At 43.9% G+C, this 13250-nt stretch carries 10 protein-coding genes; 7 read left to right on the top strand and 3 right to left on the bottom strand.

Going from position 1 to position 13250, the window contains the following annotated elements; genetic code table 11:
• Positions 1-61 precede the first annotated feature (61 nt).
• On the bottom strand, positions 62-1414 hold the full coding sequence (gdhA, locus tag AB5Z01_RS08765) for an NADP-specific glutamate dehydrogenase (RefSeq protein WP_117924356.1): 1353 nt from the start codon (positions 1412-1414) through the stop codon (positions 62-64).
• A 408-nt stretch (positions 1415-1822) separates the two neighbouring features.
• On the opposite strand from gdhA, the gene nth reads away from it, so the two are divergent.
• From nth to AB5Z01_RS08790, 5 genes are all read left to right on the top strand, one after another.
• Positions 1823-2449, top strand: coding sequence for an endonuclease III (gene nth / locus AB5Z01_RS08770; RefSeq protein WP_195220451.1), 627 nt, complete (start codon positions 1823-1825; stop codon positions 2447-2449).
• 66 nt (positions 2450-2515) lie between these two features.
• The gene (locus AB5Z01_RS08775; RefSeq protein WP_038670656.1) at positions 2516-3052 is read left to right on the top strand and encodes a DUF5662 family protein; all 537 of its coding nucleotides are present in this window, start codon (positions 2516-2518) and stop codon (positions 3050-3052) included.
• 11 nt (positions 3053-3063) lie between these two features.
• The gene (locus tag AB5Z01_RS08780; protein WP_038670658.1) at positions 3064-3267 is read left to right on the top strand and encodes a hypothetical protein; all 204 of its coding nucleotides are present in this window, start codon (positions 3064-3066) and stop codon (positions 3265-3267) included.
• A gap of 350 nt (positions 3268-3617) precedes the next feature.
• A complete protein-coding gene (locus AB5Z01_RS08785; RefSeq protein ID WP_368365470.1) occupies positions 3618-3893 on the top strand; it encodes an HU family DNA-binding protein in 276 nt (91 codons plus the stop codon).
• Between the two features lie 31 nt (positions 3894-3924).
• Positions 3925-4332, top strand: a complete 408-nt coding sequence (locus AB5Z01_RS08790; protein WP_046440964.1) for a DUF6465 family protein — start codon at positions 3925-3927, stop codon at positions 4330-4332.
• A 177-nt stretch (positions 4333-4509) separates the two neighbouring features.
• Here AB5Z01_RS08790 and AB5Z01_RS08795 read toward each other — a convergent pair whose 3' ends face one another.
• Entirely contained in the window at positions 4510-5064 is a 555-nt protein-coding gene (locus AB5Z01_RS08795; protein WP_195220450.1) for an SH3 domain-containing protein, read from the bottom strand.
• A gap of 344 nt (positions 5065-5408) precedes the next feature.
• Between AB5Z01_RS08795 and AB5Z01_RS08800 the strand changes: the two genes are divergently transcribed.
• Both AB5Z01_RS08800 and AB5Z01_RS08805 read left to right on the top strand, forming a co-directional pair.
• Entirely contained in the window at positions 5409-6608 is a 1200-nt protein-coding gene (locus AB5Z01_RS08800; protein WP_117863161.1) for a 6-phosphofructokinase, read from the top strand.
• 362 nt (positions 6609-6970) lie between these two features.
• Entirely contained in the window at positions 6971-9598 is a 2628-nt protein-coding gene (locus AB5Z01_RS08805) for a valine--tRNA ligase (protein WP_195220449.1), read from the top strand.
• A 144-nt stretch (positions 9599-9742) separates the two neighbouring features.
• Here the strand turns inward: AB5Z01_RS08805 and ileS are convergent, their stop codons facing one another.
• A complete protein-coding gene (gene ileS / locus AB5Z01_RS08810; protein ID WP_195220447.1) occupies positions 9743-12892 on the bottom strand; it encodes an isoleucine--tRNA ligase in 3150 nt (1049 codons plus the stop codon).
• Positions 12893-13250: the final 358 nt, after the last annotated feature.

Consider the following 13250-nt stretch of genomic DNA (forward strand, 5'->3'; position numbering starts at 1 on the left):
ACAAAAAACGGACGGCATAAAAACCGTCCGTTTTGTATATAGCTTTGTTTATACGCTTATATTAGTAAGCGATACCCTGCCACTTCATTGCGTCAGCGACCTTCAGGAAACCTGCGATGTTAGCACCTGCAACGAGGTTGCCTTCAAGACCGTACTCCTTAGCTGCATTGTATGAGTTGTGGAAGATGTTTGTCATGATGTTCTTGAGCTTAGCGTCAACTTCCTCGAATGTCCAAGAAAGTCTCTCGCTGTTCTGTGACATCTCAAGAGCTGATGTAGCAACGCCGCCTGCGTTAGCAGCCTTTGCTGGTCCAAAGAGAACGCCTGCATTCTGGAATACAGCGATAGCCTCTGGAGTTGAAGGCATATTAGCACCCTCAGCAACAGCAAATACACCGTTAGCTACGAGAGCCTTAGCTGACTCTTCGTTGATCTCGTTCTGTGTAGCGCATGGGAGAGCGATGTCGCACTTGATAGTCCAAATGCCGCTGCAGCCCTCGTGGTACTCAGCACCCTGTACTCTGTTTACATACTCCTTGATTCTGCCTCTCTCAACTTCCTTGATCTGCTTAACAACATCAAGGTTGATGCCGTTTGGATCGTATACATAACCGTTAGAGTCAGAAAGTGCAACTACCTTGCCGCCCAGCTCTGTAGCCTTCTCTGTAGCGTAGATAGCAACGTTACCGGAACCAGAGACAACAACTGTCTTGCCTGCGAATGTTTCATTCTTCATGCACTTGATCATCTCAGATGTGTAGTAGCAAAGACCATAACCAGTAGCCTCTGTTCTTGCAAGTGATCCGCCGTATGAAAGACCCTTACCTGTAAGAACGCCTGTGAATTCGTTTCTGATTCTCTTGTACTGACCGAACATATAGCCAATCTCTCTTGCACCTGTACCGATATCGCCTGCTGGAACGTCTGTGTCAGCACCGATGTGCTTGCAAAGCTCTGTCATGAAGCTCTGGCAGAATCTCATAACTTCTCCGTCAGACTTGCCCTTAGGATCGAAGTCTGAACCACCCTTACCGCCGCCGATAGGAAGACCTGTAAGGCTGTTCTTGAAGATCTGCTCGAAGCCGAGGAACTTGATTACTGATGCACATACTGAAGGGTGAAGTCTGATGCCGCCCTTGTATGGTCCTATAGCAGAGTTGAACTGAACTCTGAAACCTCTGTTTACCTGTACCTTGCCGTTGTCATCTACCCAAGGAACACGGAAAATGATCTGTCTTTCTGGCTCAACTATTCTGTCGATTATACCTGCCTCAACAAGGTCAGGTCTCTTTTCTACAACAGGAATGAGGCTTTCCAGTACCTCATATACTGCCTGGAGGAATTCCTTTTCGCCGGGATTTCTCTTCTCAACCTTCTCATAAACGCTTTCAAGATACGCATTGTTCAAAGCCATTATTAAAACTCCCATCTTATAAATTATAATTTGTGCACGGCTTTTTTACTCATTCCGCACATCACTTACTTATTATAGCACACTATTTTGCAATTTGCAAGTAGTAAAATGCAAAATTTCATAATTTTATTGAAATTGTATAAAAATCATAGCCTTTTTTTGAAATGTGAAGTAAAATCACGATTATAAATTCATAATTCGTGTAAAATTTCCGTGAAATGTCGACAAATCAGTGCGCTGTGGCCAAAGCTGTTCAACCCGCAAAAATGACAAAACACATTTTTATGCCGATATAACGCACAAACCCGCTGGAATATCGTCCCTGATATGAAATTTTGGTTGACGAATCCTGCAAAAAAGTGTACAATATAAAGTAATAAAGCACTTATAAACAAAGGAGCAGTACCGATGACAAAGAAAGAACGTGCACAAATGATAGTGGAAAGGCTGGAGCAGGTCTACCCCGAGGGCATATGCTCCCTTGACTATAAAAAGCCCCACGAGCTTATGATAGCAGGCAGGCTTTCTGCACAGTGTACAGACGCAAGGGTGAATATCGTCACGAAAGAGCTTTTTGCAAAATATAAGACCATTGAGGATTTTGCTAACGCAGATGTTGCTGATATCGAGGAGATAATACGCCCATGCGGTCTGTATAAAACAAAAGCTCGCTCTATCGTAGCAATGTGCAGACAGATAATGGATAACTATGGCGGTGAGATACCTGATACTATAGAAAAGCTCACTACCCTTGCAGGCATAGGCAGAAAGACGGCAAATCTTGTTATGGGAGATGTTTTTCATAAGCCTGCGGTGGTCACAGATACCCACTGTATAAGGATATGCGGCAGACTTGGGCTTACAAAAAATAAAGAGCCTGCAAAGGTGGAAGAGGATCTGAGAAAGATACTTCCCCCTGAGAGATCCTCTGATTTCTGTCACCGCCTTGTACTGTTCGGACGTGAATACTGCAAGGCAAGGGGAGAACGCTGCAGCGAGTGTCCCCTACTTGATATCTGCGGCAGCAGAAAATGACCGCAGGCTGTTGAAATAATAACGCAAAAGTAGTATAATAAGGTCATAAGATGAAATGCAGAGGAGATGAGCGTTTTGATAAAGGCATGGGAGCATTTCAAGACCATTACAAGACATCGCCACGGAGTGATAAAAAACTGCTATAAGGCAGGCATTTTGTGGCAGGGTCTGAGGCATGACCTTTCAAAATATTCCCCGGAGGAGTTTCTCAAGGGCTGTAAATATTATCAAGGCACACGTTCGCCCCATGAAGCAGAGCGTGAAGAATACGGATTTTCTTACGGCTGGATGCATCACAAGGGAAGAAATAAGCATCACTTTGAATATTGGACGGACTATGACCTGCGGACTAAGTTGATGACCCCTGTGAAAATGCCACTTAAATATGTGAAAGAAATGTTCTGCGACAGAGTTGCCGCAAGCAAGATATATATGAAAGACAAATACGACGACGGCGCACCTCTTGCGTACTTTTTAAGAGCAAAAAAGACAAGAGCCATCCACCCTGAAACATCAGACCTTTTGGAGAAGCTTCTTACAATGCTTCGTGATAAAGGCGAGGACTACACTTTCGCTTATATAAGACGTTTGAAAAAATATTAGGGGGAGTTTCCATGGGAATTTTCAAAAAGAAAACTGTCAAGCCCGTCCCTGAGGAGTGCAGGGGAATGGAGATAAAAATAATGTCAAGCACCTGCACAGGCGAGAAAACTATCGGATTTTATAACCGCAACACTCGTGAGATAATGTATCCCGAGCTTGTGAAAAGCGACAGCGATGTTGAAGCTTTTTATGAAAAATACGGATTGAAAAAATGAATTATGTTGCATGAGAGAATATATAAAAGAATGTAAATATTTAATGAACTTTGAAATGAAATATATGTAAGAATATTTTGTGGGTGATTTTTACAAAGTGCGAAAAATAGGCGTTTATAAAAAAATAATGATGCTGATTGAAAGTTAATTATGGCTAAATTATAAATACTATTTCCAACGTGTGAATAAGTACAAAAATCAAGCGGTGACTATGCCTCTTTTTTATGTAAAGCTACAAAGATTGCAAGAAAGCACGCAAAATCGGGCAAATTAATTGACAAGAGGGGTCAAATACGTTATAATAACAGCATAAAAACAATGTAAAAAATTATAACGGAGGTAGATTCAAAATGACAAAAAATGATCTGATATCCGCAATAGCAGAAAAGGGCGGCTATTCTAAAAAGGAAGCAGAGCAGGCATTTGCGGCTGTAACAGAAACTATCACAGAGGCACTTGTAAAGGGCGAAAAGGTATCTATCGTAGGTTTTGGTGCATTTGAGGTAAGAGATCGTGCAGCTAAGGATTCTATCAATCCTGCAACAAAGAAGCCTATCCATGTTCCTGCAAAGAAGGTTCCTGCATTCAAGGCAGGCAAGGCTCTTAAAGAGGCTGTGGATAAGTAATTAGTAACACTTTTAAAGGAGAGGTTTTACAATGGCTGAAAAGAAGATCACCGCTGACAAAAAGGCAGAAGAAGCTGTAAAGGAAGTCAAGGCTGAGGTAAAGTCTGCCGCTGAAAAGACAGGCGCAGCAGTAAAGGAAACAGCAAAGAAAGCTGTCAAGACGGCAGAAAAGGCAGTAAAGACCGCAGCAAAGGCAACAAAGGCCAAGAAGGAAACTGTAAAGAAAGCAGTTGAGGCTGAGATAAAGGACGAGGTATTCGTTCAGTTCGCAGGCGTAGAGATAAATGTTGAAGCTGTAGTGGCTGCTGCAAAGGCTGACTACAAGGCAAAGGGTCACAGAACACCAAAGACAGTTTCAGTATACATCAAGCCTGAAGAGGGCGTTGCTTACTACACTGTAAAGGGTGTAGGCTCAGAGGATTATAAGGTAGAACTCTAATTGTAACATTTGTGTGTAGGGGCGAACAGCGTTCGCCCGCTATTTAACACGTTCTATCTGTATGATAAGCTACATCAAGCGGAGGACAACACCTCCGCTTTTTTGCGTATATAAACAGAAAGTGCAGCATATTTCCATGCTGCACTTTCTGCGTTATTTAAGAAATCGTAAAACACATTACTGTGGTGGTGTCGAGAAGAATGTCTGCCATGCGTAGCCCTTTGTGCCATTATATTCAACATAATACCAGCCGTTTTCGTTGCGGTAGTATTTGCAGGTCGCACCCGATGGGATAGTGAGAAGATTTTCACTGCTCGATGTAGGCTGTGGGTGGAGATAAACTGCACTAATGCACTGGATATCACCAACAGCGTCACCGTTGTCATCTTTATCACCGTCATATGGATCTTCGTCAGGCTCAGTGGCCTTTTTGGACTTTTTAGATGTTTCCTGTGGCTTTTCCGAAGTGGTGGTGGTCTTTGGCGGAATGTATTCCGTAGAAGTTATCGTACCGGTCTTTTTCGGAGTGGTGTTGGTGTTCACAAAAAGAGTTTTTGCAAATATCATTATTACTATGGCTACCACAAGTACAGTCAGCAGTATCGCTATTATTCCCTTTACAGTAGGAGTGAGCCAAGTGGAGCTTTCCTGCTGCTGATGTCTGTTCTGACCCTGCGGTCTGCGATCCTGTTCGGGACGATAGTAGCCTTTATTGTTTCTGTTGTCAGGCATTATTTATATTCTTCCTTTCGGTTCATTGACTAGAGTTCGACACATTTCGTGTCTATATCTTTAATTATACAAAATATAAACTGTTCTGTCAATTAAAATTCGGTTACGATTTACATTTACTTTATAACAATATGGTGTAAATCGGGAGGCATTTTTATGTAATAGATGTGAAAATTATCAAAGTGGATAGATATAACGTTTTCTTGAAGGCTTGTTTTGTTACAAAGGGAAAAAATATGTTAATAAATTTTCATAACCCTTTTATTTGTATATATAATATGCTATAATAATAACAAATATGAGAATTTTAATATTCTCAGTAAGCTGTAAGGAGATTGATCATAATGAATATTGCCGTTGCACAATCAGGAGGACCTACCTGCGCTATCAACGCTTCATTGGTGGGAGTTTTCAAACAGGCTGTGAAAACTCCACAGATAGACGCCGTTTTCGGCTCGCTCAATGGTATCGAGGGTATCATAAACGACCAGCTCATAGATCTTAAGCTTGTTATAAAAACAAATGAGGATATGGAGCTTCTAAGACAGACACCGTCAACAGTTCTCGGCTCATGCCGTTATAAACTTCCTGATGTTGAGGAGGGCGGTGAAACATATGAGCGTATCTTGAATTGCCTTGAAAAGCATAGGATAGAAGCTTTCTTTTATATCGGAGGAAACGATTCTATGGATACCGTGGCAAAGCTTTCCGATTATCTTGCGGCAAGAAATTCAAAGATAAGAGTTATAGGCATACCAAAGACTATAGATAACGACCTGCCTGTAACAGACCATACACCAGGCTTCGGCTCTGCCGCAAAGTATGTTGCCGCAACGGTTCAGGAGATAATCCGTGACAGCTCGGTTTATTCTATCGAGTCCGTCACTATCGTTGAGATAATGGGCAGACACGCTGGCTGGCTCACAGCTTCCACCTGCGTACTCAGAGCAAATGACGAGATAGCCCCTCACCTTATCTATCTCCCTGAAAATAACTTTACCGCCGAAAAGTTTCTCGAGGACATAAGAAATCAAATGGCAAAGCACAAAGCCGTTATCATCGCAGTTTCCGAGGGCGTAAAGCTTAAAGGCGAGGAAAATAAGCCGAGAGTTGTGGATAATTTCGGTCACGAGTATCTCTCTGGCATAGGAAAGACACTTGAACAGCTCGTTAAAGAGAATATCGGCTGTAAAGTCCGTTCTATTGAGCTTAACGTTATGCAGAGATGTTCTTCTCATATCTGCTCAAAGACGGATATAGACGAAGCCGAGGAAATAGGCTCAGCAGGCGTAAAAGCGGCTCTTGCAGGGAAAACAGGTAAAATGATGATATTCAAGCGTATCAGCGACGTGCCTTATGTTGTGACCGTTGACAGCGTTGACGCCCATGATGCTGCAAATAAGGAAAAATTCTTCCCTGCCCAGTGGTTAAGCGAGGACGGCAATGACGTAAAGCCGGAAGCCGTAAGATACTTCCTGCCACTTATCCAAGGCGAGGTAAAAATAGCAATGAAAAATGGTATGCCCGTTCATTTCAAGCTGTAAGCGTAAATTCGTTTTTATGCAAGTTGTAGGGGACGGCGCCCTCGACGTCCCGCTTGTTTGAGTCTTTTTCAACACTCTCAGCAGAGCAGTTTCAAGCTGTTCTGCTTTTTTCGTTCCATACCGTCATCAGCCCTTGACAATTCGGTGCAAAAGTGAGATAATATTATAATAGGTGCAGTAATGCCATATCATGCGGAAAGGAAAGAATATAATGTGTGATCTCAAATTCAGCTTTCAAATGAAATTCACAGTTCCGTTTCGCAGACAGCCTAAGACACGAGTCTGACGGCAAAAAGGCAATGCCTCTTGGTCTTGCCACGATACTGTGATAGAAAAATATTTGCGAAAGGAATTGTTTTATAATGAAAAAAGAGCTTTCAAAGCTTTATGAGCCTAATAAGGTAGAAGATAAGATCTACAAATATTGGCTTGACGGCGGATTTTTCCACGCTGAGCCTGATTCCAAGAAAGAGCCATACTGTATAGTTATCCCACCACCGAACATCACAGGACAGCTCCATATGGGTCATGCCCTTGATGAAACTTTGCAGGATATACTTATCCGCTGGAAGAGAATGAGCGGATATGCCGCAGAGTGGATACCGGGAACAGACCATGCCTCGATAGCTACTGAGGCTAAGATCGTTGAGGCTATGCGTAAAGAGGGTCTTACAAAGGACGATATCGGCAGGGACGGTTTCCTTGAAAGAGCATGGGATTGGAAAAAGAAATACGGCGGCAGAATAGTTGAGCAGCTCAAAAAGCTCGGCTCTTCCTGCGATTGGGACAGAGAGCGTTTCACAATGGACGAGGGCTGTTCAAAGGCTGTAAAGGAAGTTTTCATAAATTACTATAATAAGGGACTTATCTATAGAGGCGAAAGAATAATCAACTGGTGCCCGCATTGCCGTACATCTATCTCAAACGCAGAGGTTGAGTATGAAGATCAGGCCGGCCACTTCTGGCATCTGAAATATCCTCTTACAGACGGAAGCGGATATGTAGAGCTTGCTACAACACGTCCTGAAACGCTTCTCGGCGATACTGCCGTTGCAGTAAATCCAAAGGACGAAAGATATAAGGATATCGTAGGCAAGACACTTACTTTGCCGCTTGTTGGCAGAGAGATACCTGTCGTTGCCGACAGCTATGTTGATATGGAGTTTGGTACAGGTGTCGTAAAGATAACTCCTGCCCATGACCCTAACGACTTTGAAGTCGGTAAAAGACATAACCTGCCTGTTATCAACGTTCTTACTGAGGACGCAAAGATAGTTGACGATTATCCTGAGTATGCAGGCATGGATAGATACGAGGCAAGAAAGAAGATAGTCGAGGATCTCGAAAAGGGCGGCTTCCTTGCTTATGTTGAAGACCACGAGCATAACGTAGGTACTTGCTACCGCTGCGGAACAACAGTCGAGCCAAGAGTATCACTCCAGTGGTTCGTTAAAATGGACGAGCTTGCAAAGCCTGCAATAAAGGCTGTTGAGGACGGCTCTATCAAGTTTGTTCCTGAAAGATTTGAGAAGAACTACCTTAACTGGATGAACGATATCAGAGATTGGTGTATCTCACGTCAGCTTTGGTGGGGTCATCAGATACCGGCATTTTATTGCGACGATTGCGGTGAAACCGTCGTAACAAAGGAAGACCACGCTTGCTGTCCTAAGTGCGGCAAGGAAATGCGTCAGGACCCTGATACCCTCGATACATGGTTTTCATCAGCACTGTGGCCGTTCTCAACTCTCGGCTGGCCTGACAAGACAGAGGAGCTTGAGTATTTCTATCCAACAAACACTCTCGTAACAGGCTATGATATCATTCCATTCTGGGTATCCAGAATGATAGTTGCAGGCATGGAGAACATGAAGCAGAAGCCTTTTGATACTGTTCTTATCCACGGCCTTGTTAGAGATTCACAGGGCAGAAAGATGTCAAAATCTCTCGGCAACGGTATCGACCCGCTTGTTATCATCGACCAGTACGGCGCAGATGCCCTGAGATTTATGCTCGCAACAGGCAACGCACCTGGAAACGATATGAGATTTATCGAGGATAAGGTAAAATCCTCAAGAAACTTTGCCAATAAGATATGGAACGCCGCAAGATTCATCATGATGAATCTTCCTGACGATTTCAAGGCTGATAAGCTCCCTGAAAACCTCAATGTTGAGGATAAGTGGGTAATATCAAAGTTCAATACTCTTGCAAAGGAAGTAAACGATAATCTTGATAAGTTCGAGCTTGGCGTAGCAGTTTCAAAGCTTTATGACTTTATCTGGGATATCTATTGCGATTGGTATATCGAGCTTACAAAGCCAAGAATAGCCGCAGGCGGTGAAACAGAAGCCACAGCACAGGCAGTTCTCGTGTGGGTAATGAAAGGAATGCTGAAAATGCTCCACCCATTCATGCCTTATATCACCGAGGAGATCTGGCAGGCTCTCGTAAATGACGGCACAGCTATCATGGTTCAGGATTACCCTGTATATGACGAAAAGCTTGAATTTGCCGATGAAGAAGCAACATTTGAGAAGATAATCGCAGGCATAAAGAGCATAAGAAACTGCCGTGGTGAAATGAACGTTCCGCCGTCTGTAAAGGCAAAGCTTTATATTGAAACTGCACAGCCAGAAGTATTCTCACAGGGCATAATGTTCTTTGAAAGACTTGCTTCTGCATCTGAGGTCATCATTACAGATAAGTGTGAGGAAAAGGATTGCGCCGCCGCTGTTACAGACAGTGCAAGATTTTTCATTCCGATTGCCGATATCATAGACGTTGACAAGGAGCTTGCACGTCTTGATAAGGACAGAAAGAATGCACAGAAGGATATAGACTTCCTTAGCAAGAAGCTCAGCAATCAGGGCTTCCTTGCAAAAGCCCCTGAACAGCTTATCGAAGCCGAAAAGGCAAAGCTTGCAAAGGCAGAGGAGAAGATGTCAAAGATAATGGAATCTATCTCCGCTCTGGAAGCAAGAAAGTAATATAAAAAATCAATGGCGAGGTCTTTCACCTCGCCATTTTTTTGTGTGTTTTATGTATGGGGAGCTGTGCATGGCTTATAACCCAAAACAAAAAAAGGCAGGACAGCCCGAAAGCTGTCCTGCTTGATTTTTTATATCTCAGAATTAGTTCTTCTTTACGCCGATAGAAACCTTTTCGCCGTTGATATCCCAATCCTTTTCGTTGCCGACATTTTCGCCAAGTACGATATCGTCTGCAAGAACGTCATGAGAAATAGCCTCTCTGTTCTTGTCAACAACAGCCATAACCTTTTCGCTGCCGCTTACAGAAACAGTGATGTGATCCATTACCTCAAAGCCCGAATCCTTTCTCATTGTCTGAACCTTGCTGATAACTTCTCTTACAAAGCCCTCTTCAATAAGCTCAGGAGTGAGAACAGTGCTGATAGCAACAGTAACGCCGTTTTCAGAAAGGGTGTAGAAGCCCTCTTTCTGCTCAGACTCGATAAGAACATCATCCTTGTCAAGTGCTATCTCACCGCTTGAAAGCGTGAGTTTCAGACTGCCAGTTTCGTTCAGCTCGCCCATAGCCTTGTGTCCGTCAAGCTGTGAAAGCTGTGTTCTTATCTCCCCAAGCTGCTTGCCGTACTTTGGACCAAGTGTCTTGAGCTGTGGCTTGAACTTGTAATCGATATATGCAGATACATCATTTGAGAACTGAACGTCCTTGAGGTTAAGCTCGTCCCTGATGATGTCGATATAGTAGCTGTCAAGTGGGTGGTCTGCTGCAACGTACATCACGCTCAAAGGCTGACGGTTTTTAAGGCTTGCGCCGTTTCTTGCAGAACGTCCCAGAACAACTATCTCCAGAACTTCTTCCATGTCAGCTTCAAGCTTTTCGTCTATCATGTTCTCGTCGCAAACAGGATAATCGCAAAGGTGGATACTCTCAGGAGCGTCCTTGTCAACGCTTCTAACAAGATTCTGATAGATCTCCTCAGTGATGAACGGTACCATAGGTGCTGCACACTTGCAGAGCGTAACGATAGCAGTGTAAAGAGTCATGTAAGCGTTTATCTTGTCCTGTGACATACCCTGTGCCCAGTATCTCTCTCTGCCTCTTCTTACATACCAGTTGGAAAGATCATCAACAAACTCCTGCATAGCCTTTGCAGCCTCAGGTATCCTGTAGTTGTTAAGGTTATCGTCAGCAGCCTTTATCATAGAGTTCATCTTTGAAAGCAGCCACTTGTCCATAACGGAAAGCTTGTCATATTCTATCTTGTGCTTTGTAGGGTCGAACTGGTCTATCTCAGCATAAAGCACATAGAACGCATATGTGTTCCAAAGCGTGCCCATGAACTTTCTCTGGCCCTCTGTTACGCCCTTGTCATGGAACTTATTAGGAAGCCATGGAGCAGAGTTGGTGTAGAAATACCACCTGATAGCGTCTGCACCGTATTTAGCCAGTGCCTCGAATGGGTCAACAGCGTTGCCCTTTGACTTTGACATCTTCTGACCGTTCTCGTCCTGAACAAGACCAAGTACGATAACGTTCTTGTATGGTGCTTTGTCAAATATAAGCGTTGAGATAGCAAGGAGTGAATAGAACCAACCTCTTGTCTGGTCAACAGCTTCTGAAATGAAGTCAGCAGGGAACTGTGACTCGAAAAGCTCCTTGTTCTCAAATGGATAGTGGTGCTGTGCAAAAGGCATTGAGCCTGAGTCGAACCAGCAGTCTATTACCTCTGATACACGGTGCATCTGTTTTCCGCACTCAGGACATTTGATAGTTACAGCGTCGATGTATGGTCTGTGAAGCTCGATATCATCAGGGCAGTTGTCTGACATTGACTTAAGCTCCTCGATAGAGCCGACAGAATGTCTGTGACCGCACTCGCACTCCCAAATGTTCAGCGGAGTACCCCAATATCTGTTTCTTGAAATGCCCCAATCCTGAACGTTTTTCAGCCAGTCACCGAAACGTCCCTTACCAATGCTCTCAGGAATCCAGTTGATAGTGTCATTGTTTGCGATAAGTCTGTCCTTGACATCTGTCATTTTGATGAACCAAGTATCTCTTGCATAGTAGATAAGAGGTGAGCCGCATCTCCAGCAGTGCGGATAATCATGCTCGAACTTAGGAGCGGCAAAAAGCTTGCCTGACTTGTCAAGGTCTTTGAGTACCTCAGGGTCAGCGTCCTTTACGAACATTCCGGCATATGGAGTTTCAGCAGTCATGTCGCCCTTGCCGTCAACGAACTGAACGAAAGGCAGATCATACTTCTTTCCGACTTTAGAGTCGTCCTCACCGAAAGCAGGCGCAATATGAACGATACCTGTACCGTCTGACATAGTTACATAGCTGTCACAGGTAACAAAGTGACCCTTTTTGCCCTGCTTCTTTGCGCTTTCGCCTGCGCACTCATAAAGCGGCTCGTATTCAATATATTCAAGATCCTTGCCCTTGTAAGTTTCAAGCACCTTGTATGCAGGCTTGTCCTCAGTTGCAAGCTTGCCGAGAACAGTGTCAAGAAGTGCTTCGGCAAGAATATAAGTGTAGCCGTCAGCGGCTTCTACCTTGCAGTAAGTTTCATCTGGGTTTACGCAAAGGGCAACGTTTGAAGGGAGCGTCCAAGGAGTTGTCGTCCATGCAAGGAAGTATTCGTCCTTGCCAACAAGCTTGAAACGAACGATAGCAGAACGCTCTTTAACTGTCTTGTAGCCCTGAGCAACTTCGTGAGAAGAAAGCGGTGTGCCGCAGCGTGGGCAGTAAGGAACTATCTTGAAGCCCTTGTAAAGCAAGCCCTTTTCGTATATCTGCTTCAAAGCCCACCATTCAGACTCTATAAAATTGTTGTCATAGGTAACATAAGGGTGTTCCATGTCAGCCCAGAAGCCAACAGTGCCTGAGAAGTCCTCCCACATACCCTTGTATTTCCATACAGACTCTTTACACTTCTTGATAAACGGCTCAAGACCATATTCCTCGATCTGCTCCTTGCCGTCAAGCCCCAGCATTTTCTCTACTTCAAGCTCAACAGGCAGACCATGTGTGTCCCAGCCAGCCTTACGAGGTACCTGATAGCCTTTCATAGCACGGTATCTTGGTATCATATCCTTGATAGCACGAGTGAGAACGTGACCGATATGCGGCTTGCCGTTAGCCGTTGGAGGTCCGTCATAGAAAACATAGGACTCGCCTTTTTTACGGCTGTCAATACTTTTTTCAAAGATATTGTTATCGTCCCAGAACTTTTCCACTTCTTTTTCTCTCTGAACGAAGTTCAGATTGGTGTCAACCTTTTTGTACACGAAGATCAATCCTTTCTGATTTTGTAATAAACGATCAGTTACGCATAAAGATAAAATGCAATAAAAAAGGCTTCCGCCCTGAAACAGGACGAAAGCCGTAAAGCCATTCGCAAACCACCTTTTCAGCATACTGACATATGCGTTCCCTTTAACGCAGGAAAAGCGGCGAAGCTTACTTATCTACTGATTTTCAGCCTGCAACTCGGAAGTGATATTCAGCCTGAAGCTAATCATGCCGCCCTCTCACTGTCGGCGGCTCGCTGAGATTTTCGCATAAAGCCTACTGTCTTCGTCAACGTTTTTTACATATGAAATCAGTATATCACCATGCTGATGTTTTGTCAATGGTTATTTTGTT

This window comes from Ruminococcus sp. RTP21359st1_H3_RTP21359_211015 (genome assembly GCF_040909065.1).
Lineage (GTDB): Bacteria > Bacillota > Clostridia > Oscillospirales > Ruminococcaceae > Hominimerdicola > Hominimerdicola aceti.